The 21948-nt window shown below is 62.1% G+C and carries 23 protein-coding genes and 1 tRNA gene; 10 read left to right on the forward strand and 14 right to left on the reverse strand.

Annotated elements, in window-relative coordinates; genetic code table 11:
* Positions 1-77 precede the first annotated feature (77 nt).
* Both FAA97_RS15540 and FAA97_RS15545 read right to left on the reverse strand, forming a co-directional pair.
* A complete protein-coding gene (locus FAA97_RS15540; RefSeq protein ID WP_136599476.1) occupies positions 78-2168 on the reverse strand; it encodes a hypothetical protein in 2091 nt (696 codons plus the stop codon).
* 62 nt (positions 2169-2230) lie between these two features.
* On the reverse strand, positions 2231-3529 hold the full coding sequence (locus FAA97_RS15545; protein WP_136599477.1) for an adenylosuccinate synthase: 1299 nt from the start codon (positions 3527-3529) through the stop codon (positions 2231-2233).
* A 211-nt stretch (positions 3530-3740) separates the two neighbouring features.
* On the opposite strand from FAA97_RS15545, the gene FAA97_RS15550 reads away from it, so the two are divergent.
* The gene (locus tag FAA97_RS15550) at positions 3741-4640 is read left to right on the forward strand and encodes a DMT family transporter (protein WP_136599478.1); all 900 of its coding nucleotides are present in this window, start codon (positions 3741-3743) and stop codon (positions 4638-4640) included.
* A gap of 18 nt (positions 4641-4658) precedes the next feature.
* Here FAA97_RS15550 and FAA97_RS15555 read toward each other — a convergent pair whose 3' ends face one another.
* The 5 genes from FAA97_RS15555 to ung form a co-directional block, all read right to left on the reverse strand.
* Complete coding sequence (locus tag FAA97_RS15555) at positions 4659-5432, reverse strand: metallophosphoesterase family protein (RefSeq protein WP_136599479.1); 774 nt, start codon at positions 5430-5432, stop codon at positions 4659-4661.
* Positions 5433-5534: 102 nt separating this feature from the next.
* Positions 5535-5885: a hypothetical protein gene (locus tag FAA97_RS21090; RefSeq protein ID WP_168801015.1), complete on the reverse strand. Its 351-nt coding sequence runs from the start codon at positions 5883-5885 to the stop codon at positions 5535-5537.
* 71 nt (positions 5886-5956) lie between these two features.
* Positions 5957-6352 (reverse strand): DUF1236 domain-containing protein, encoded by a 396-nt coding sequence (locus FAA97_RS15565; protein WP_136599480.1) that lies wholly within the window; start codon positions 6350-6352, stop codon positions 5957-5959.
* Positions 6353-6626: 274 nt separating this feature from the next.
* Entirely contained in the window at positions 6627-8063 is a 1437-nt protein-coding gene (locus FAA97_RS15570; protein ID WP_136599481.1) for an aldehyde dehydrogenase family protein, read from the reverse strand.
* A gap of 60 nt (positions 8064-8123) precedes the next feature.
* Positions 8124-8834 (reverse strand): uracil-DNA glycosylase, encoded by a 711-nt coding sequence (gene ung / locus FAA97_RS15575; protein ID WP_136599482.1) that lies wholly within the window; start codon positions 8832-8834, stop codon positions 8124-8126.
* A gap of 90 nt (positions 8835-8924) precedes the next feature.
* Between ung and FAA97_RS21095 the strand changes: the two genes are divergently transcribed.
* From FAA97_RS21095 to FAA97_RS15585, 3 genes are all read left to right on the forward strand, one after another.
* Positions 8925-9284: a hypothetical protein gene (locus tag FAA97_RS21095; protein WP_168801016.1), complete on the forward strand. Its 360-nt coding sequence runs from the start codon at positions 8925-8927 to the stop codon at positions 9282-9284.
* Complete coding sequence (locus FAA97_RS21100) at positions 9281-9880, forward strand: DedA family protein (protein WP_168801017.1); 600 nt, start codon at positions 9281-9283, stop codon at positions 9878-9880. The genes FAA97_RS21095 and FAA97_RS21100 overlap by 4 nt, the downstream gene beginning before the upstream one ends.
* 62 nt (positions 9881-9942) lie before the next feature.
* Positions 9943-11127, forward strand: a complete 1185-nt coding sequence (locus tag FAA97_RS15585) for a ceramide glucosyltransferase (RefSeq protein WP_136599484.1) — start codon at positions 9943-9945, stop codon at positions 11125-11127.
* Positions 11128-11201: 74 nt separating this feature from the next.
* On the opposite strand, the gene FAA97_RS15590 is transcribed toward FAA97_RS15585, so the two are convergent.
* From FAA97_RS15590 to FAA97_RS15600, 3 genes are all read right to left on the reverse strand, one after another.
* Positions 11202-12773: a GMC family oxidoreductase gene (locus FAA97_RS15590; RefSeq protein WP_136599485.1), complete on the reverse strand. Its 1572-nt coding sequence runs from the start codon at positions 12771-12773 to the stop codon at positions 11202-11204.
* Between the two features lie 100 nt (positions 12774-12873).
* The gene (locus FAA97_RS15595) at positions 12874-13404 is read right to left on the reverse strand and encodes a gluconate 2-dehydrogenase subunit 3 family protein (RefSeq protein ID WP_136599486.1); all 531 of its coding nucleotides are present in this window, start codon (positions 13402-13404) and stop codon (positions 12874-12876) included.
* A 126-nt stretch (positions 13405-13530) separates the two neighbouring features.
* Complete coding sequence (locus tag FAA97_RS15600; protein ID WP_136599487.1) at positions 13531-13926, reverse strand: VOC family protein; 396 nt, start codon at positions 13924-13926, stop codon at positions 13531-13533.
* 214 nt (positions 13927-14140) lie between these two features.
* Here FAA97_RS15600 and FAA97_RS15605 point away from each other — a divergent pair, with 214 nt between their 5' ends.
* On the forward strand, positions 14141-14449 hold the full coding sequence (locus FAA97_RS15605; protein ID WP_136599488.1) for a ribbon-helix-helix domain-containing protein: 309 nt from the start codon (positions 14141-14143) through the stop codon (positions 14447-14449).
* Between the two features lie 57 nt (positions 14450-14506).
* On the opposite strand, the gene FAA97_RS15610 is transcribed toward FAA97_RS15605, so the two are convergent.
* Positions 14507-15499, reverse strand: coding sequence for an Ldh family oxidoreductase (locus FAA97_RS15610; RefSeq protein ID WP_136599489.1), 993 nt, complete (start codon positions 15497-15499; stop codon positions 14507-14509).
* Between the two features lie 31 nt (positions 15500-15530).
* Positions 15531-16301 carry an HpcH/HpaI aldolase family protein gene (locus FAA97_RS15615; RefSeq protein WP_136599490.1) on the reverse strand — a complete coding sequence of 257 codons (771 nt, stop codon included), beginning with the start codon at positions 16299-16301 and terminating at the stop codon, positions 15531-15533.
* Between the two features lie 181 nt (positions 16302-16482).
* Here FAA97_RS15615 and FAA97_RS15620 point away from each other — a divergent pair, with 181 nt between their 5' ends.
* Positions 16483-17151, forward strand: a complete 669-nt coding sequence (locus FAA97_RS15620; RefSeq protein ID WP_136599491.1) for a spermine/spermidine synthase domain-containing protein — start codon at positions 16483-16485, stop codon at positions 17149-17151.
* 220 nt (positions 17152-17371) lie between these two features.
* Here FAA97_RS15620 and dgcA read toward each other — a convergent pair whose 3' ends face one another.
* Positions 17372-18355, reverse strand: coding sequence for an N-acetyl-D-Glu racemase DgcA (gene dgcA / locus FAA97_RS15625; protein WP_136599492.1), 984 nt, complete (start codon positions 18353-18355; stop codon positions 17372-17374).
* 185 nt (positions 18356-18540) lie between these two features.
* Between dgcA and mnmA the strand changes: the two genes are divergently transcribed.
* The 3 genes from mnmA to FAA97_RS15640 all read left to right on the forward strand — a co-directional run bounded on the left by mnmA (position 18541) and on the right by FAA97_RS15640 (position 20412).
* Positions 18541-19737, forward strand: coding sequence for a tRNA 2-thiouridine(34) synthase MnmA (mnmA, locus tag FAA97_RS15630; RefSeq protein ID WP_136599493.1), 1197 nt, complete (start codon positions 18541-18543; stop codon positions 19735-19737).
* A gap of 136 nt (positions 19738-19873) precedes the next feature.
* Positions 19874-19950: transfer RNA gene (locus FAA97_RS15635), tRNA-Met, on the forward strand.
* 147 nt (positions 19951-20097) lie between these two features.
* Complete coding sequence (locus FAA97_RS15640) at positions 20098-20412, forward strand: hypothetical protein (RefSeq protein WP_136599494.1); 315 nt, start codon at positions 20098-20100, stop codon at positions 20410-20412.
* 8 nt (positions 20413-20420) lie between these two features.
* Here the strand turns inward: FAA97_RS15640 and FAA97_RS15645 are convergent, their stop codons facing one another.
* Positions 20421-21062: a ThuA domain-containing protein gene (locus FAA97_RS15645; protein WP_136599495.1), complete on the reverse strand. Its 642-nt coding sequence runs from the start codon at positions 21060-21062 to the stop codon at positions 20421-20423.
* A 204-nt stretch (positions 21063-21266) separates the two neighbouring features.
* Between FAA97_RS15645 and FAA97_RS15650 the strand changes: the two genes are divergently transcribed.
* Entirely contained in the window at positions 21267-21851 is a 585-nt protein-coding gene (locus FAA97_RS15650) for a transglycosylase SLT domain-containing protein (RefSeq protein ID WP_136599496.1), read from the forward strand.
* Positions 21852-21948: the final 97 nt, after the last annotated feature.

The raw sequence follows: 21948 nt of genomic DNA on the forward strand, positions 1-21948 counted from the left end.
AACGAAAAATCCGCGAGACACAAGCCCCGCGGATTGCAGATTTCAACTCTTTAGCGACCCGAGACGGGCCTTGCGCCTCAGTTGCCCGGACCGAGTGCCCGCCATTCGCGGATCACTTCCTCGAACACCCTGGCACCCTCGGCGCCCTTGTCCATCGTGATCAGGGCTCGGCGGCCATTGCGATAGACAACCGGAATGTCGATCCAGCCGCGTGTTGACAGAAGTTCCAGATTGCGCGCGATGACATCCTCGAAGTCGTTGAGCGCCACCAGATAGGTATCGTCCGTCACCTTCGCCGTCACCGCCACAAGCGGATCGCCGCGGTCCTGCTCCGTCCGCTTCATCGCAATGCGCTGCAGACTTTCGATGGCGCCACCTTCAAAGGTCGCAGGCACCGAGAAGACGACTTCGATAATGTGGCTCGCCGGCAGCGAGTCATCCGTATTGCGCTTGATCGTCAACAGCGCCGAAAGGCCGCGGTCAGGAACCGTCAAGCGTCCCTGGATCTGCGGGTCCGGACGACCGTCGGGACCGTTTTCGCGAAGCGCCGTCCATGTCACGCCACCGGGCACCGCAACGGGCGTCGCCTGTCCGATCTGCTCTTCGTAGAGGAAAAGCTTGTCACCGCCGGCTGCAGCCGTCGCGGTTGCGGCAGGCGATGCGGCATTCTGGGCAGCCGTTGCAGCCGCAGCATCCGCACCCTCTATGTTGGATGCGAGCGTCTGCGCCGAAACGGAGCGGCCTTCAGGCGGCGTTCCGATGCTCGGAGCGGCAGCGGCCCCCTCGTCAACTTCCGTTCCGTCGCTTTGCAGTCGCTGCGTGAATTTGTCCGCTCCGGCCGCATCCGGCGTTTCCCCGCCATTGGCGGCTTCCTGGGTGGTGTCTGGATCTGCAGCGCCGTCCGTGCTCGCGGTCTCGGTCGTGCCTCCGTTGGTCTGGACCGGCTCGCCAGCGACATTGTTGAACATGGAACTGAAGCTGTCGCGGTAGACCCAGCCTGCAACTCCGGCACCGGCGGCAATCGTGAAACCGATGACGGCCAGAATGACAGGGGCAAAGTTGCGACTGCGCCGCGGCTCAAGCCGATAGGCCGGCTGGTCATAACCGCCCATCAGGGCGTCCATGGCATCGTTCTTGGGCTGGGCACCGGCAGAGACGGCGGCGGAAGCGCCAGCGCTACCGCCAAACTCTGCTTCTGCAGCTCCAGCTTCGGGCTGTTGTTTCAGGTCACCTGCATGATCCTGGAACCACTGGCTGAAATCATCGGGCTCGGAGCTGAGCGCTGTGCCCGCAGGTGCGCCATTGCCAAGCGCCACGGGATCACTTGGAACCGGATAGTGATCGGTGGCACCGAATTCCATCCCCGTCTGCACCTTGGCAGGCTCTTCGAACGCGGGATACTCGTCCATCGGCATATGCGTGGCATGGGACGACGTCGTATCGACCTCGGGGAGCTCCGGAACACGATTGGAGGCCGGATCAAGCAGGTCTGGATGGCTCCACTCCGCAGTGGGAAGTCCGCCTGTAGCCTGCGGCGCCTGCCAGTCGTCGTAGGGTTCTGGGGGGCGATCGGCAACAGTGTTGGCCTGTTGGTGCGCGGCCTCACGTTGTTCCCAGAGCGGAACCACCGGGGCTGCCGGCTGCGACCAGGTGTCGACTTGCGGCTGAGACGCAGCCGGATAATCGTCTTCGATGTCGGGTTCAGCCGGATGGCGTCCCTCGTCGAACGATGTCGCGCCGGAAACTGGCCTGCCCGCATCGATTGGCTCTGCCGCGCCACCTGGTGTTTGCCAGGGCGCGAATTCCTCGCGTGGCGCCTGTGGTATTACAGGCTCAGGATCTGCCGGCACGGCAGGCTGTGGTTCGGGCTCAGGCTCGGCCATATAGGCATCGGCCCAATCATCGCCTGTGACAGCGGGCGCTGGCTCTTCCACCGGCAATGGTGCAGAACTTTCAGCGGCAGCATGCTCAGCCTCGACGTCGCGAATGGCTGCATCGAGCTTTTCCAGCTGGCGCTGCAACATGTGCTCCGGCGGGCGAGGCTGCATGCCTTCCAGCTGGCGAACGACGGCCGCACGTGCCTTTTCGTAAACGCGTGCGCGCATCTCCGGAGTATTGCTCGACAAACCATCAACGGCCCGTCGAATAACGGCAATAAAGTCAGCCATTGGCACTTTCTCATTATCGCCACGTCATCGCTGAGGCGGCAAAACCACGGTGAACGGTTAACTTAGTCCTCGAAAGGATCGGTAACAAGTATCGTGTCATCCCGTTCCGGGCTTGTGGACAGGAGTGCGACAGGCGCACCAATCAGCTCTTCGACCTGACGGACATACTTGATGGCCTGAGCAGGCAAATCCGCCCATTTGCGGGCACCGACGGTCGATTCCTTCCAACCCTCGAGCGTGATGTAGATCGGCTCGACCCGCGCCTGGGCTGCCTGCGATGCCGGCAGATAGTCGATTTCCTGGCCGTCGAGCTTGTAGCCGACGCAGATCTTCAGCTCGTCGAGACCATCGAGAACGTCGAGCTTGGTGAGCGCGATGCCGGTGATGCCGTTGGTCGCCACCGATTGGCGAACGAGTGCCGCATCGAACCAGCCGCAGCGACGCTTGCGACCCGTGACCGTGCCGAATTCATGGCCCTTCTCGCCGAGGAACTGGCCAATCTCGTCATTGAGCTCGGTCGGGAACGGGCCTTCGCCGACGCGCGTCGTATAGGCCTTGGTAATGCCGAGGATATAGCCGAGCGCGCCCGGCCCCATGCCCGAACCGGCCGCAGCCTGGCCGGCAACCGTGTTGGACGAGGTTACGAACGGATAGGTGCCGTGGTCGATGTCGAGCAGCGAGCCCTGCGCGCCTTCAAACAGGATGCGCGATCCCTTGCGGCGCTCCTTGTCGAGCAGCACCCAGACCGAATCCATGAACGGCAGCACGCGATCGGCGATCGAGGTCAGCTCGTCCATGATCGTCTTGTGCTCGACCTCCGCCACACCGAAACCGCGACGCAGCGCGTTGTGATGCGTGAGAATGCGCTCGACCTTGCCTTCGAGCGCTTCGAGATCCGCAAGATCCATCACGCGGATGGCGCGACGGCCAACCTTGTCTTCGTAAGCCGGGCCGATGCCGCGGCGCGTGGTGCCGATCTTCGCGCCGCTGTTGGAGGCAGCATCTTCGCGCATGCCATCCAGCTCGCGATGCAGCGACAGAATCAGCGTCGCGTTTTCGGCAATCCGCAGATTGTCCGGGGTTACCGAGACGCCCTGGTCCTTCAGGCGACCGATTTCCGCGATCAGCGCGTGCGGATCCACCACCACGCCGTTGCCGATCACGGCGCGCTTGCCCGGACGCACCACGCCCGACGGCAGAAGCGACAGCTTGTAGGACACGCCATCGATCACAAGCGTATGTCCGGCATTGTGGCCGCCCTGGAAACGGACCACGATGTCCGCACGCTCAGAGAGCCAGTCGACAATCTTGCCCTTGCCCTCGTCACCCCATTGCGAACCGATCACCACGACATTCGTCATCTTGAAATCCTGTCTAACGCGCCATGCGGCGCCAATCCAAACCCGCGCATCTATACTGTGTTGTTTTTGGGAAATCGACCCATGCTTGGCAAGGAATCGGCTTTTTGCGTGACAAAGCCGGGCCCCTCACCTATTTCGGACGGATCGCGCCACCAGACCCCTGGTGCATCGCCGATCATGTAGACGCCCCGCACGCAGGAAACGCCAGACCTTGCCCATTCGCGCTTACAGCTTCCTCATCATCACCACACTGCTCTGGGGCGGCAATACGGTCGCCGGCAAACTGGCGATCGGCCATGTCAGCCCCATGGTGCTCAGCTTCAGCCGATGGGCAATCGCCACGATGATCATCGTCGCCATATCGCTGCCGCAGTTGCGCAAGGACTGGCCCGTCCTGAAAGCAAACTGGAAGCTTCTGACATTTTACGGCGCCGTCGGCTTCACCGCATTCAACGCCTTTCTCTACAGCGCCCTTCAATATACCAGCGCGGTCAACGCTGCGATCGAACAGGGCGCCATACCGGTTCTGATTTTCATTCTGAACTTCCTCTTCTTCCGTGTGCCTGTCTCTCCGATTCAGGTCGGCGGCTTCGTCCTGAGCTTCATCGGCGCGGCACTCGCCGTCACCCATGGCGATTTACGCATGCTACTTGACCTAACCCTGAATTATGGCGACACGCTGATGCTCTGCGCCTGTGTTGTCTACGCCATCTACACGATCGCCCTTCGCTGGAAGCCGGCCGTCCACTGGAAGAGCCTGATGGCGATCCCGGCCTTTGTCGCAGCCCTCGCCTGCCTGCCGCTTCTGGCCTGGGAAGCCGAGCAGAACGCCCTTATCATTCCCGATGCCACCGGCTGGGCCGTCATCGTCTATGCCGGACTGTTTCCTTCGCTGGTGTCGCAGATCCTGTACATCAAGGGCGTGGAAGGCATCGGCGCGAACCGCGCGGGTCTGTTCATCAATCTCATTCCGGTCTTCGGCACGCTTCTTTCGGTAACCCTTCTCGGCGAAGCACTGGAGACATTTCACGTGATTGCGCTCGCCCTTGTTCTCGGCGGCATAGCCATCGCCGAGTGGGGCAAGCCAAAGCCGAAGGCGAAGCTCGCCTGATCGGTCGGAACCCAATCGTCAGGCGACATCCCCGACGCGCTCGATGAGGTCCACCTCTCCGGCATACAGACGCGCAGCTGTGAGCCGGCCTGTCCTGTAGCAATGCGTGTCGAGGCTCACGCGTTGCGCGCTTACATGCGCTTGCCGCATGGGGGTGTGTCCATGAAAGACGCGGCAGGGCAAACCCGGTCCCATTTCGATGAAAGACTGGCGGATCCACAGGAGATCCTCATCCGTCTGATCGAGGAGCGGTCGTCCCGGCCGGATACCGGCATGGACAAAGACATCGGGACCGATCGTAACCATGGAGGGGAGCGCATCCAGAAAGCCGCGGTGGCTCTCGGGAACCATGTCGCGAAAACGCTGCCGCAACGAGAAATCGGAAGCCCGCAAGGCTGCCCCCTGCTCCAGCTCGACACCGTAGGAACGCATTGTCTCGAGCGCCCCGTGTTCCAGACACCAGTCACCCGCAGGATCACCGTTGATATAGTCGAGCAGCGCATCATCGTGATTGCCGCGCAGACAGATACGATCAAATCCATGCGGTGGCGACGCCATCAGGTGGTAAAGGACCGCAGACGATTGCGGCCCCCTGTCGACATAGTCGCCGAGCATGATGATGAGCTTTGGACCGTCTATGCCATCGCCATCCTGGACGATCTGCGCCTCAATCTCCAGAAGTGCCTGATGACAACCATGGACATCGCCGACAGCGTAGACGGCGGAATAGTGATTGCTCGGCAGAACATATCGCGGCATGCCGGGGCCTGAAACGCGCCATTGGTCCAACATCGCACTTCCCCAAACTGGTCTCCCTATTCTGATTTGATGCAGACACACCAAAAAGGCCAGCTCTTCAAGAGCCGGCCTTCTCGGTTTGGGCTTGCCAACAGCTTACGGCGTTGTGGTCGTCGAACCACCATTGCCAGCCGGAGCCGGATCAGCAGGTGCGGCCGGAGCCGGTTCTGCCGGAGCCGCAGGCGCTTCCGGGGCAGGCGCCGCATCCGGTGCAGGCGCCGCATCCGTGGCGGCAGGTGCAGACTCTTCCGTCGTCGAAGCCGTGGTGCGGCTGTCGATATCGGTGGGGGTGCCGTACATGTAGTAGGCAGCACCGCCGAGAGCGACAAGCACGAGCACGATGGCTGCGATGCCGACGCCGGAGCCGCTGTTCTGCTGGGTTACGATTGGGCGCTGATCAAGACGCGGGTCGCGGGGATCGAGGCGGGGATCGGGACGCTGTTCCATGGTATTTCCTCCTGATTGTGTGGATTGCCGGGGCCAAAGCCCCGGCCGAAGCTATGGTCTGGTTGACCGGATTACTGCACGACGCCGACGACCACATGGGTCTGCGGGTCAACGATGACGCGCTGCTGGTTGACCACTGCGTAGGCATAGGTCGGGTTTTCAGGGATCGGCGTCAGAACGACCTGCTGCGGCAGGGGTTCGCCGACAACAACCTGCTGCTCGACGACAACCGTTTCAGTCGGCAGCGGCTGCTGGCGGACATAGGTGACGACCGGCTCCGGCGGCGGAGCAACGGCAGTACCGGCGATGGCGCCGACAACGCCACCAACAGCGGCACCGACCGGACCACCGACGATTGCGCCGGTCACGGCACCACCGGCAGCGCCGGTCACAGTGCCTTCCTGAGCAAGAGCCGGGGCAGCAACGGCGCCGGCCATCAGCGATGCAATGAGGATAATCTTACGCATTGTGTAGTCCTTCCCATCATAATTACTGGAAGCAAAAACACGTCAGCGATCTAAAAGTTCCAATCTACGCTAAGAACGAATTCGATTTTCAAAACGGGAAGTAAAGATTGGCAAAAATACGTCGACAATGGGGCAAAACACTTGAGCTCGCGAAGACGCTCGGTGCCGATCGCTCCCGCTGCGCAGCCGTTTTCGCGCAGCAGACGTGGATGGCCTGTCCAACGAGATCGACGGTTAAAAGATCCGTATCATCGATCGGGAAAACGCGGCTTGGTCAGCCGTCAGACTTGCCCCAGCCGACAATCCCCTTGATCTCGAGAAAGTCGTGAATGCCCCAGTCCGCATATTCCCGCCCATTGCCGGACTGCTTGTAGCCACCAAAGGGCGCCGACGTATCCCAGGCAGGATAGTTGAGATAGACCGATCCCGCGCGAAGACGGCCTGCCACGCGCCTTGCATGGTCAAGATCACCGGACTGCACATAGGCCGCGAGCCCATAGATGGTGTCATTGGCGATGGCGATCGCGTCCTCCTCCGTCTCGTAGGAGAGTATCGACAGAACGGGTCCGAAGATCTCCTCGCGAGCAATCGTCATGTCAGCGGTGACATGACCGAAAATCGTCGGCCGGACGTAATAGCCGCGATTGAGGCCGTCAGGACGGCCCGGGCCACCCGCGACCAACAAGGCCCCCTCCTCGATGCCGAGGTCGATAAGCCGCTGGATCTTGTTGAACTGGGCCAGATTGACCACCGGGCCAAGATCCACCCCGTCTTCCTGCGGGTTCCCGACGCAAAACCCTTCCGCAGCTTCGCGTGCGATCTGCAAGGCGTCGTCATGCCACTCCGCGGGCACCAGCATGCGGGTCGGCGCATCGCAGGACTGTCCGGAATTGCCAAAACAGGCTTCCACGCCATCCCGAACCGCCTGGTCGAGATCGGCGTCGCGCAGGATGATATTGGCAGATTTGCCGCCAAGTTCCTGGGCAACGCGCTTCACCGTGTCTGCCGCCGCCTTGGCAACCGAGATGCCGGCCCGGGTGGAGCCGGTAAACGACACCATGTCGACATCGCGATGGGCAGCAAGCGCATGCCCCACTTCATCCCCTCGGCCGTTGACGAGGTTGAACACGCCCGCCGGCGTTGCCGCCGCTTCCATGATCTCAGCAAAGATCAGGCCGGAGAGCGGCGCCACTTCAGACGGCTTCAGAACCATGGTGCAGCCGGCCGCAATTGCAGGCGCCACCTTGCAGACGATCTGGTTCAAAGGCCAGTTCCAGGGCGTGATCAGCGCGCAGACGCCGATCGGCTCCTTCTGGATCCGGGTGGTCCCGCGCTGTTCGCAGAACGGGAAAGTCTCAAGCGCCCCAATCGTGGCGACGAGATGCGCCTTGCCTGCGGCCACCTGCGAATCGCGCGCAAATGCGATTGGCGCGCCCATTTCCCTGCTGAGCGCACGAGCCAGATCCTCGGCGCGCGCATCATAGGCCGCCAGAATGCGCCGGAGCAGTGCCAGACGGTCGGCGACGTCCATGTCGGCGAAGCTTGCGAAAGCCCGGCGCGCTGCCGAAACGGCCCGGTCGACATCTGCTCGACTGCCGATCGCAATCTTGGTGAAGGGTTCCTCGATCGACGGATCTTCCACATCCAGCATCGCTCTTGCGAACGGTTCTACCCACTCGCCGTCAATGTAGAACTGATGATGATGCGACATGAAAACTCCGGGGGACTGCAACTCGGCGGGGGCACACTATTTCTGAAGGGGGACGGGACTTCAACCCATGCTCTCGTCTGGGATCGACCGTGACAGTTGCCAGTCAATCGGCCGATAGCCCTTCGCTTCCAGATAAGCATTCGCCTGCGAGAAATGTCGCGATCCGAAGAAACCGTTATGCGCCGAAAGCGGCGATGGATGCGGCGCCGTCAGAACCAGATGCCTGCTCCTGTCCACGAAGGCCGCCTTCTTCTGCGCGTAGGAACCCCAGAGCATGAAGACCACATGCTCGCATTCCTCATTGACCGCACGGATGACCTGATCGGTGAAAGTCTCCCAGCCCTGCCCCTGATGCGATGCAGCGCGCGCCTCTTCGACGGTCAGCACGCTGTTCAGCAGAAGCACGCCCTGCTTCGCCCAATGCTCCAAAAAGCCGTGCCCCGGCGGCTCAACACCGAGGTCGCTTTTCAGTTCCTTGTAGATGTTGACGAGCGACGGCGGCACACGCACGCCGGGCCGCACGCTGAAGCATAGCCCATGCGCCTGGCCTGCCCCGTGATACGGGTCCTGCCCCAGAATGACCACGCGCACCTCGTCGATCGGCGTAAGGTCAAGCGCTCGGAAATATTCGGAACCCGCCGGAAAAATATGCTTGCCGGCTGCCTTTTCCGCGCTGAGGAACGCTTTCAGCGCCTGCATGTACGGCTTTGAAAACTCGGCTCCCAGAACCGCTTTCCAGCTATCATCGAGCTTCACCTCACCCGCTGCCATTGCCGCACTTCCTCAATACACGTTAGAGAGATTCAGCAGTGAAACGCGACGGCGGGACCTGTCAATCGCCGATGAGAACAGGAAGACGACATGAACAGGATCTTGCACCTCTGGCGTCACAATCGCATCCTCTTCATCACCTTCGTTTTCGCCTTGGCACTTGTCGTCTTCTTCGCCGTCAGAACAGCGCTGTTTGTCAGCTACTGGCAGGATCCCGCCCATCGCAACCAGCCCATCATGCCGTGGATGACCGTCGGATACGTGGCCCATTCCTGGCGGGTTCCGGTGGCAGAGCTTGCGCAGGCGCTAAACCTCACGCCGCCGCCGAAGAACGCGCCCCGCCCCTCGCTCGAACGCCTGGCGCGAGACCGCAACCAGACGTTCGACGCCTTCAAGCTCGAGATCGAGGCGGCCGTTGCCCGGCTGAAGGAGGGGAAGCCGGACAGATGAGTTTCACCGACGCCCTCATTGCATCCCTGCCCGCCTATGGCCTGCCACTGCTTGCGCTTGTCATCTTCATCAGCTGCCTTGGCATTCCGGTGCCGGGGTCAATCGGCATGATGCTCATGGGCGCGTTTGCAGCAGCAGGCGAATACTCGCTTTTCGCTGTAATTTCGGTTGCACTTCTTGCCGCAATCGCCGGCGACCAGACTGGCTATTTCATTGGACGCACAGGCGGACGCAGGCTTGTCGAGCGCCTGACACGCCAACCGGCGCGCAAGGCCGCAATCGACACGGCGGAAGCTGAAATGGCCAGGCGCGGAATGCTCGCGGTCTTCCTGACGCGCTGGCTGCTCTCGCCGCTTGGCCCCTACCTCAACCTCCTGACCGGCGCCACCCGGTTTCCATGGATGCGGTTCACCATCGCTGGGGCTGCGGGAGAGGCGGTGTGGGTGGCCGCCTATACGGGGCTGGGTGCCGCTTTCAGCCAAAACGTCACGGAGATTGCAGAAATCTCCGGCAGCATCAGCGGTCTTCTGGTGACCGGCGGCATTGCAGTCTATCTTGGCATCAAGCTTTTTGCAGCGCTGAGAAGCAGTCGCTGAACTGTCACAAAGCGGTGCTATCCCTCGCAGCCATCGCGACCGCCAACATCTTGGGGACGTCAATGAGCCTGTCGATCTGGTTTGCCACCGCAGCACTTGCCGTTCAGGCAGGCAGCATTGGCGCCCTGCTTGCGCGCAAGCACATCGGTTCGGTTCCCACCCACAATGCGACGCGCCCCCCGATCACGATCCTCAGACCTGTCTGCGGGCTTGAAAACAATCTTGAACGCTGCCTGGAATCGACCTTTGACCTTCGGTGGCCAAGCTTCGAGGTGATCTTCTGCGTCGCACACGAAGACGACCCGGCGGCGGCCGTGGTTCGATCCCTGCTTGCCCGCCATCCCGAGCGGGATGCCCAACTCCTCGTTGGCGAAGATGCAATCAGCGTCAATCCGAAGATGAACAACCTGGTCAAGGGCTGGCGGTCTGCACGGCACGATTGGATTGTCATCGTCGACAGCAATGTCCTGATGCCGCCGGACCAGCTTGAGCGCATGCTGGCGCGCTGGGACGACGAAACCGGCCTTGTCTGCGCCCCTCCGATCGGCACGGAACCGCAAAACTTCGCAGCCGAAGTCGAGAGTGTCTGGCTGAATAGCTTTCAGGCACGCTGGCAGCTGCTCGCAGACTCGATCGGCCAGGGGTTTGCGCAGGGCAAGGCCATGCTCCTCAACCGGTCGATCATCAGCGATCTCGGCGGCTTCGAGCGATTGGGCGATGCGGTGGCGGAAGATGCCGCAGCAACCCATCTGGTGCGCGAAGCCGGGCTCAAGGTGCGCCTTGTCCACGAACCATTCGCCCAGCCACTGGGAAAGCGCAGTGCAGGCTCCGTCTGGAAACGGCAGTTGCGCTGGGCGAGGCTGCGGCGAGCCTCGTTCCCGCTCTACTTCCTGCCGGAAGTCGCCGTCGGCGCCACCCTCCCGACGCTCTGCCTTGCCGGCGCTGCCGTCAGTGGCACAATTCCGGTCGTCACGCCGCTCGTTTACCTTGCTCTATGGTACTCGACAGAGATCCTGCTTGCCCGATCCTACGGCTGGCCCTCAGGCTGGAGAAGCTTCGCCGCCATGATCGTCAGGGATCTGGCGCTTCCGCCACTCTTCATTGCTGCATGGTTCGGCAGTGATTTCGTCTGGCGCGGCAATGCCATGACCGTGGCTGAGGAAGGATCCCGCCCGCTGCGTCTACGCCGGGCCGTCGCCCGCACACGGGAAAAGGCCCGCGCGCTGGTTGCCACGCTGAGCCACTGACAGAATTCGACAAAAATGCGGGCGATGCCGTCTCTCGACAACACCGCCCGCAAGAGGGAGGTAGTCATAACCGCTCAGATGCTGCCTTGGCCCATCTGCTCGGCGATGTAATCCGCCTGGCGTATCGCAAGAGAAACGATTGTCAGCGTCGGATTTTCGGCCGCTCCGGTGGTGAACTGGCTGCCATCGGAAACGAAGAGGTTGCTGATGTCGTGCGTCTGGCCCCATTTGTTGACGACGCCGTCCTGCGCCTTCTCGCTCATCCGGTTGGTGCCGAGATTGTGGGTCGACGGATAAGGCGGCGTCGGGAAGGCGCGGTTTGCGCCGACGGCCTCGTAGAGCGCCACGCCCTGCTTGTAGGCATGGTTGCGCATGGCCTCGTCATTCGGATGATCCGTGAACCAGACATCCGGGATCGGCATGCCATACTTGTCCTTGAGCTCGCCATGCAGCTTCACCGCATTCTGCTCCTGCGGCATGTCTTCGCCGACGATCCAGAGACCCGCCATGTTGGCATACTGGTCCATCGCGGAGGAGAAGGAGCGTCCCCAGCCACCCGGATCGAGGAAGGCGGCCATGAAGGGCACGCCCAGCGCCAGCGTTTCGAGCTCGTATCCGCCGACAAAGCCGCGTGACGGATCATGCCTCGCCTCGTCGCGGATGATCCCGGCCATGGTCGTGCCGCGATAGAAATGCACCGGCTTGTCGAAGATCGCGTAGACCGAGCCGGTGGTATGACGCATGTAGTTCTTGCCCACCTGGCCGGACGAATTGGCCAGACCATCGGGATATTTCGACGAGGCCGAGTTGAGCAGCAGACGCGGGCTTTCGATCGAATTGCCGGCGACGCAGACGATGCGCGCCTTCTGGCTCTTCATGGTGCCGTCCTTGTCGGCATAGACGACGGCGTTCACCTTGCCACTGGCGTCGTGTTCGATCTTCACGACATGCGACTGAGGCCGGACCTCGAGCTTGCCCGTCGCCTCACCCTTCGGAATTTCCGTATAGAGCGTCGACCACTTGGCGCCCCATTTGCAGCCCTGGAAACAGAAACCGGTCTGCTGACAGCTCATCCGGTCGTCGCGATCGGCCGAATTGATCGCCATGTTGCCGGTGTGACAGTCCTTGTAACCCAGCTTGTCGGCGCCGGCTTTGAGGATCTTGAAATTGTTGTTGCCCGGCAGCCCCTCGATGCCATTGGTCCGGGTGACCCCCATCTTGTCCTCGGCCTTGGCATAATAGGGCTCGAGATCGGCCAGTGTGATCGGCCAGTCGAGGAGATTGGCGCCCTCGACCTTGCCGTAATGGGTCAGGGTCTTGAATTCATGCTCCTGGAAGCGGAGCGAGGCACCGGCCCAGTGCGTGGTGGTGCCGCCGACCGCCTTGACGATCCAGGCCGGCAGGTTGGGAAAGTCCTTCGACACGCGCCAGCCGCCGCCAGTGGTGCGGTGGTCCAGCCAGGCGAGCTGGGCGAAGCTGTCCCATTCGTCATTGATGAAGTCCTCGTGCTCGATGCGCGCGCCGGCTTCGAGCACGATAACGTCGATGCCCTTCTGCGCGAGTTCGTTGGCGAGCGTGCCGCCGCCTGCACCTGAGCCGATGATGACGACCACGCTGTCGTCGTTGAGATCATAGGGCGCTGCCATGGTTTCCTCCCGGAAAATCGGTCAATTTGGGTAAGCGCCGCCGTTCCCATCCGCGATGGGCCTCCTTCCGGCGACGATGGATAGCGTGTCGAGTCGTGCCTCAGAGCCAGGTGATGTCGTCGAACCCGCGCTCGATATAGCCGCCCTTTGAATAGGACTCGCCCTCGTAACCGAAGATCGGCCAGATCTCCTTCTGGTTATAGAGGCTGACCACGAGGTCGCCCCGCACCGCCTGGAAGAAGGGCGTCGTTTCGATGTCGCGCAGGATGGCGACCCGGTCGTCCTCCCAGCCGAGGCCGCGATAACCGTCGGCACCAGCTTTGCTGTCGAGATCGGCAATGCCGTCTTCGATCAGCGCCTTGTGCTTCTCATCCTTGGCCGCCATCGTATCCTGCCCCTTGACCGCCGCCGCATAGAAGCGGTCGGCGAGCTGGTCATGCGGGTAGATGTCGCGCGCCATCTTGATCAGCGTCGCCAACGTATCGGGCTTCAGCGCCGTTGCCTCCAGGCCCCAGGCCTGGTCGGGACAGATGACAGCCGTGCCGGTTATCATCAGAACAGCACTCGCCGCACCGGTCTTCAGAAGTTGCCGACGGGACATGCCGCCGGTCTTGTCGAGTATCGTAACCACGTCATTCTCCTCCCATGAGATGATGCGCGACGGCCTTGAACCGCCACCCTCGGCTGGCGCGATGCCGCGCCCACCGGCTGCGAAAACAAATCAGGCCGAAGGCTCCTCTTCCCCCGGCCTGGCAATCTACTTGTACCGTCCGTGCCGCTGCAGGACCTCGATCTTGTAGCCGTCGGGATCGGTGATGAAGAAGAAACGGGCGAGAAGCGCGCCGTCCCGGTTGAATTCGACGATCTTGCCGGGGTTCATGCCGAGATCGGTGAGGCGCTGGTGCTCGGCATCCAGATCCGCAACGCTGACGGCGAGATGACCGTAGCCATTGCCGAGATCATAGGCCTCCTCGCGGCCCTTGTTGACCGTCAGCTCCAGCTCGAACTCGCATTCCGGGTTGCTGAGATAGATCAGCGTGAAAGTCTCGAAGTCGAGACGCTCGGCGATCTCCAGGCCAAAAGCCTGTGTGTAGAAGGAAACCGATCGTCCCTCCTCCAGCACCCGGATCATCGAATGAATCATCTTTGCCAATAGGGAATCCTCGTTTCTCTGGAATCTGTGATTTGCCCGATCATGCGCCCCTTGCAAAAATCAGGGTAGCAGCCGGCTACCGCATCGATGTTTTTGACCGGAAACGGCAGGCAACGATGGATATTGGAAGAAGCACTTTAGCCAGAACGGAAATTGACCTTGGCCCATGCCGGTCGCATACTGAACAAAAACAATAGATATCGGGAGGAATGTCATGTGTGAGGTTTTTGCAGGACAGGATCCGGCGCGGTACCGTGCGGTCAACCGCTCGGTGCGAATTGCAGGCCATTCGACCAGTATCCAGCTGGAAGCCGCATTCTGGGTGCTGATCGATGAAATCGCCGCCAGCCAGTCGCTATCGACATCGCGCTTCTTGTCGACGCTCTACGACGAGGCGCTTGAGATCAACGGATCGGTCTCGAACTTCGCATCTTTGCTGCGCACGAGTTGCCTGATCTATCTCATGTCCAAGGCGGAAAACCCAAGCGAGCGCCCGCACTTCCACATCATCGCCGCCGAGTGACCCTCCAAGCGGTTGGCCGGCCAGTGATGCATTCCGCGGCGCGGCGAGGCGCGCTGCTTACTCAATCGCACGGATGGTTGCGATGACATCGTCATCGATGTCTATCCCGGCTGCCTCAGCAGTGTGCGCCAACGCCTGACCCCGCCGCCCGGGGATCCGCGCGCCCTCCTGATGACCAATTTCCTCTGCCAGCAGTGCGAGGCGCCCGAATACACCCGCACCACCGGTCGCCACAGGGTCGATGGCAATGATCGTCTGGCCAAGACCGACCGGCGGCCCCTTGTCGTCAAACAGCGAAGAGGCCTCGAAGGCGTAATTGGCGCCGATCAGGCCGGCGGAGAGGATCTCGACCATCATGGCCAGGGCCGCCCCCTTCGCGCCGCCGAGCGGAGCCATGAAGCCCTGCATCGCACGCTCGGCATCGGTCGTCGGCTGACCGTCGACGTCAAAGGCCCAGTCATCCGGAATAGGCTCGCCCTTCTGCCGGGCGGCCATGATCTTGCCTCGTGCCACTTTCGACAGCGCCAGATCCACCACGATTGGATCGTCCCCTTCGACCGGCACGGCAAAGGCAATCGGGTTCGTGCCATAAAGCGCCTTGTTGCCGCCCCAGGGCGCCATCGACGCAGGAGCATTGGCAAACATCATCGCCGCAAGCCCCTCATCGGCAAATCGCCCGACCGTCAGGCCCATCACGCCGGCATGGTGCGAGCGGTGAATGGTGGCAATCGCGATGCCCTGTTCGCGCGCGATCTGAGGTAGAAGCTCGACAGCAAGATCGAGCGCCGGATAGGCATAACCGTTCATCGCATCGATGGTGAGCACACCCGGCCGCGGCCGCGACACAACGGGTGTCACCTGCCCATCGACCTTTCCGGCGCGCGCCTGGGCAGAATAGGCCTCAACGCGCCGCAGACCATGCCCACCTTGTCCGGCGGCCTCAGCGGCCACAAGCGCACGGGCAACGGACGCCGCATTGCCGGGTGCCACGCCGGAACGGGTCAGGGCACCGACCACCAGCGCCCGGGCTTCATCAAGTGTGAGCTTCATTGAAAATCCATTTGATATCGTTGAGAAAACACTAGTTGCGCATGGCCTGCGCAAGCTCTGCGGCAGCCTTGGCGAGCAGACCGACATCGGTTGCCTGGGCGAAGAAGCGGATACCGGCCTTGCGCGCCATTGCGAGCATCGCGGCATCACCAGACATGATGCCGACAGGCTTGCCCGCTGCCACGATCTTGCCGATCAAGGTCTCCACTGCCTGCATGACCTCCGGATGGGTCGGGTTGCCGCGATGGCCCATGTCGGCTGCAAGATCCGCCGGGCCAATCAGCACCGCATCGACGCCGGGCACTGAGAGAATGGCATCGGCATTGTCGATCCCGAGCACGCTTTCGATCTGGGCGATCAGGCAGACCTGAGCATTCGCCGTTTCGGCATAGTCGCCGATGCGTCCGAAATCGGAGGCGCGTCCAAGGCTCGCTCCCATGCCGCGCACACCCTCGGGTGGATAACGCATCGCCCGGACGAGCTGTTCGGCCTGGTCCGCCGTCTCGACCATCGGGATCATCAGCGTCTGCGCACCGATATCGAGCGCCTGCTTGATCATCCAGGTTTCGCCGATCGGCAGTCGAACCACCGGATGCGCTGGATGACGCGCAACGGCGGCCAGCTGGGCGGCAATCAGCGGAATGTCGTTGGGGCCATGTTCGCCATCGATCAGGATCCAGTCAAACCCCGCCCCGGCACAGACCTCCGCCACATGCGGGCTGGCAAGCGCCACCCAAAGGCCGACAAGCAGATCGTTTGACTGGAGGAGCGCGGCCTTGAAACGATTGGTTGGCGCGGGCATCGGCATTCTCCTCTTCGGGCACCAGCGTGCAAATCAGGTCCGCCGCAGGATGCGCCGCAGGCTTAGCCCTCCGCAAGGCCCGATCGGCACGCAGCGGTACGCGTCGGTGCATACCGGACAGTTGAAGCAGGACAAGCCGTCGTGATACGGGGGCCAGTCTTTCACCCCTTCGAGGTTCGCCATGCTCCCCTGGATCCAGCTCGATACTGCCAAGATCCCCGGCGGCGGCGAATTGCGCCTCAAGAGCCGGGGAACTGAATTTTCGATCATGCTCGGCAGCAACGAGCTGATGAACAGCCGCCTCAGCGGCTCGGAAGAGGCGCTCGCCACGCTTGCCATGGAGCGTCTCGCCGATCGCAAGCGCCCCCACGTGCTGATTGGCGGGTTGGGAATGGGTTTTACGCTCCGCGCGGCGCTGGCTGTGCTGCCGCAGGACGCCAGGATCACCGTGGCCGAACTGGTGCCGGCCGTCGTTGAATGGGCGAAAGGGCCGATGGCCGAAATCTATGCCGGCAGCCTCGATGACGCCCGCGTCACGGTGCATGTCGGCGATGTCGGTGCCTTGATCAAGTCGTCGAAGAATGTCTTTGACGCCATCCTGCTCGACGTCGACAACGGCCCTGACGGGCTCACCCGGGAAGAGAACGACAGCCTCTATTCCCATGACGGGATTCGCAAATCCAGAACCGCCCTTACCCGCGGCGGCGTGCTTGGCGTCTGGTCGCAAGGGCCCGACCCGCGCTTCACACGGCGCTTGAAGGACTGCGGCTACGAGGTGGAAGAGATTCCTGTGAGAGCCGGTCGGACCGGACGCGGCAAGAAGCATATGATCTGGATGGCGAAGGCGTGACGGCGATACCCGGCAGCGCCGCTTCGACCTCGCCGACACCCCCTCTGTCACTGCGTGACATCTCCCCCACAAGGGGGGAGAGCGGGGCGCCGCGTCTGCCGCCACCTCTGCGACGCTATACGGGAACGCCAGGCTAGCGGTTCATCCAGTCTCCCCTCTTGTAGGGGAGATGCCCGGCAGGGCAGAGGGGGGTGTCTCCCGGCGAGACGCGGCTGAGAAGCTAACCCCAAAGCCCGCGCGGCGGCAGCGGCATCACCGCCCCATCATAGGCAATCGCCGGCTCACGATCGCGCGCCAAAAGCAGAGGTCCGTCGAGATCGACAAATGCCGCCCCCTGACCGATCAGAAACGCCGGCGCCATGGCGAGCGAGGTGCCGACCATGCAGCCGACCATGATCTCGAAACCCGCTTCGACCGCCGCATCGCGCATCAGAAGTGCTTCCGTCAGGCCACCCGTCTTGTCGAGCTTGATGTTAACGGCGTCATACTTCCCGCGCAGCGCCGCAAGCGATGCCGTGTCGTGGCAGCTCTCGTCGGCACAGACCGGCAGCACGCGCTCCAGGCCAAGCAATGCATCGTCATCACCGGCCGGGAACGGTTGTTCGACCAGCTTGACGCCAAGATCGAGAAACACTGGCGCCAGCGCCTTGTACTGATCGAGGCTCCAGCCCTCATTGGCGTCGACGATGACGGCAGACTGCGGCGCCCCTGCCCGGACCGCGCGGATGCGCTCCACATCGCCCTCACCGCCGAGCTTCACCTTCAAGAGCGGTCGGTGAGCCTGCTTCTCCGCTGCCACCTTCATGCTCTCGGGCGTGCCGAGCGAAAGCGTAAAGGTCACGGAGAGCGGCTTCGGCTCATGTAACTTCAGAAGTTGCCAGACGGGAATGCCCGCCTGCTTGGCCTCCAGATCGAGGAAAGCGCAGTCGAGCGCGTTGCGCGCTGCACCCGGCGTGAGACGCTGCTGCAGCTGCATCCGGTCCAGCCCGCGCGCGACGTCCGGCACCAGCGCCGACAGCACCTCGACGACACTCTCGACCGTCTCGCCATAGCGCGCATAGGGCACGCATTCGCCCTGCCCCACATGAACACCATCCGTCAGGCGCGCGGTCACGACCTTCGCCTCGGTCTTTGAGACACGCGAGATGGTAAAGCTGCCGGCAATCGGAAAGCTTTCTGCAATGACATTCATCTCGACAGACATATCAGGACCTCCCAGGCGGACGCATGCCCCGCGAATCGCTGCTCTTGCACGAAGAAGCAATCCTTTCTATATCCGTCAACAACAGGACCAGTACCGGCAGCGGGCAAAAATGCCACGAAACCTTGCCCTGCCCCCATCAAGCCGGGGGCAACGAAACGGTCGCATGAAGCACAGAGACGAAGCCCTTGAACACGCTGGATTTTGACAAGAGACCGGAAGATACGCGCGTTGTCGTTGCCATGTCGGGCGGCGTGGATTCGTCTGTCGTTGCCGGCATTCTGAAGCGCGAGGGCTATGATGTCCTCGGCATCACGCTGCAGCTCTACGATCATGGCGCCGCCGTGCATCGCGCCGGCTCCTGCTGCGCCGGGCAGGATATCGACGATGCCCGCCGCGTCTGTGAAACGCTCGGCATTCCGCATTATGTGCTCGATTACGAGCAGCGCTTCCGCGACACCGTGATCAACCCGTTCATGGAAAGCTATGTGGCCGGCGAAACGCCGATCCCCTGCGTTGCCTGCAACCAGACGGTCAAGTTCGCCGATCTGCTGGCGACCGCTCGGGAACTCGGCGCCGACGCGCTGGCGACCGGCCACTACATCCGCTCGAAATCCGTGCCGCTCGCCAACGATCCCGGCCACCGCGCCCTCTTCCGGCCGATCGACAGCGAGCGCGACCAGAGCTACTTCCTGTTTGCCACCACGCAGGAGCAGATCGACTATCTCCGCTTCCCGCTCGGCGCCATGTCTAAAGCCGAAGTGCGCGTGCTTGCCGAAGAAATGGGCCTCGTCGTTGCCCAGAAGGCCGACAGCCAGGACATCTGTTTCGTGCCCCAGGGCAAATATGCCGACGTGATCAACAAGCTGAAGCCGAATGCAGCACTTGCCGGCGAGATCGTGCATCTCGACGGTCGAGTGCTCGGCAATCACGATGGCATCCTGCATTACACGATCGGCCAGCGAAAGGGTCTGGGCGTTGCCACCGGCGAACCGCTCTACGTCATCTATCTCGACGCCCGCTCGCGCCGCGTCATCGTCGGCCCGAAGGAAGCGCTGGAAACGCACCGCGTTTATCTCCGCGACATCAACTGGCTGGGCGACCTGACGCTGGCGGAAGAAGCCGCAGACGGCATGCCCTGCTTTGCCAAGGTGCGCTCCACCCGCCCGCCGACGCCAGCCGTTCTGCATGCCGACGCAAAGGGCGTCTATGTCGATCTCGAGATCGGCGAAGCTGGCGTTGCCCCCGGCCAGGCCTGCGTGCTCTATTCGGCACCGGGCGCCGACGCCCGAGTCTATGGCGGCGGCTTCATCGAGCGGTCGGAACGCTCCGATGATGCAGAAGCCTCGCTGAAGGCGCTTCTGGCAAGCGCCGTCGCTGCCTGAAGGCGGGTTTTGCAAGGCGGTGGAAAGCAACGCTCTTTTTGTCTTTCACCGCGCTTGACTTTGATCGGAGCCTCGCCTTATAAGCCGCCCATCGCTTCGGACAGCGGCGGCCGCATGGCCCAAATGTTCGATGTGTGGCGGGGTAGCTCAGGTGGTTAGAGCGTGGGATTCATAACCCCAAGGTCGGCGGTTCAAGTCCGCCCCCCGCTACCAAAATTCTCTCAAATCTGCGAGCACTGGAAATCTAAGCCCTGTCAGGCCCACCATGACCGCACGGCTTTTAGCTCCCTCCTTGACGCTCAAATGTTTTCCCGCAAAGATTGCATAAATTTTTAATGCTACGCGACTGGGCGGGGTTACATGGCCAATCAGACACCGAAGCGTCGCGTGCCATCGCCAGACGCCTTGAAAGACAGCGATGGCAATGGCACATTTGATGCCATGGAACAGCGCGTCAATGCCCTTGAAGACGACATGAAGCGGCTTCTGCAAGACACAGCAGAAATCAAGGGCATGTTGCGGGCCGCTCCGACGGCCATCGAATTTGGCGAACTCAAGGGCCGGGTCAACAGCCTGCCGACCATGAGCAAGGCCGCCGCCATGCTCTCGATCGCGACCGCGGTCATCGTGATCCTGAACAACTGGACGGCGGTACGAAGCTGGCTGATTGGGTAAGCCCCCCCTCACCGAGCCGCCCAGACCATCCCCCGTCTGACAATCTCCCGCATCTGCGGCACATCGAACTCTCCCGCCTGATGGCCGAGCGAGGAATAGAACACCCTGCCCTGCCCATGCCGGCGCTTCCACACCACCGGCATCGTGTGCCCATCGATCCAGGCATCGTGCTCGCCGGTGAAGCGCGTCGTTGCCAGCACATCGTTATTGGGGTCGACATGCATGTAGTACTGCTCGGAGCGATAGGCGAAATCGCCGATGCCGGAGACGAGCGGGTCGTCGGGCTTCGTGATGTTGACCGTGTAATCATAGATATTGCCGGGATGGGCGACCCACTGGCCGCCGATCATATATTGATACTGCACGCAGTCGCGAAAGCTGTCGCCGGCCTGGCCGTGGAAACCGCCGAGGCCGACGCCGCCGCGGATGGCGAGCTCCAGGTTCTCGATCTCGGGCTTCTCGATCTTGGTCATCGTCAGCATCGGCACGATGAGGCTGTAGTCTCGAATGGCGGGATCGGCAAAGGCCTCCGTGCCCGCTTCGACGCGGACGGTAAACCCTTCCGCCTGCAGCATGTCGGAAACGATGGCGGCACATTGGTCGGGCTGGTGCCCGTCCCAGCCGCCCCAGCAAATCAGAACCTGACGCATTTCAATTCTCCCATTCCACAGCCGGCTCCTCCCGCCGGGTTGCGGCACACTGCGGGCAAAGCCATGCAAGGTCAACGACGGGCGTGCCCGATGGCCTAGCCGCTTATCCACAGCAAGAAGTCCCTCGTGACTTCCCGGGCGGATCGGCAAACCTTTCGTTAAATTTTAATGAATAGGATGGGAGCCAAGCAGCGAGGTTTTGTTATGCGTACCGCTCTAGTTTCCACCCTCGGCGTCATGCTGATGCTGTCGGCCTGTGCCAAGCCCCCATCCCAGACCCGCAATGCCTGTGCGATTTTCGAGCAGCGCGATGGGCTGTTCAACAACTGGCGCAAGGCCGCCGTTTCCGCCGAGCGCGAATATGGCGTGCCGGTCCCGATCCTGATGGCGACGATCTACACCGAATCGAGTTTCCGCCACAACGCCAAGCCGCCGCGCAAATGGCATCTGGGCTTCATCCCCGGCAAGCGCCCCTCGACCGCTTACGGCTATTCGCAGGCGCTCGACGGCACCTGGGAACGCTACCAGCGCGAGACCGGACGCTGGAGCGCCCGCCGCACCGATTTCGCCGACGCCATCCGCTTCATCGGCTGGTATCACCGCGAGAGCGCGACCAAGGTCAACATTCCCCTGAACGACCCCTACAAGCTGTATCTCGCCTATCATTCCGGCCATACCGGCTATCTGCGCGGCGCCTACAACAAGCGCCCGGAAGCGCTGCGCGGGGCGAAGCGATTTACTGATATTACATATACTTACGCCAAGCAGTTGCAGCAGTGCCCGGGTTGAGGAAACCCACTTCCGCTTGGTATTGATCCCGGTGGTCGCAGTGGGGGTGCCCCCTCTGTCACTCCGTGACATCTCCCCCACACGGGGGGGGGAGAGT

The organism is Peteryoungia ipomoeae, assembly GCF_004912165.1.
Classification (GTDB): domain Bacteria; phylum Pseudomonadota; class Alphaproteobacteria; order Rhizobiales; family Rhizobiaceae; genus Allorhizobium; species Allorhizobium ipomoeae.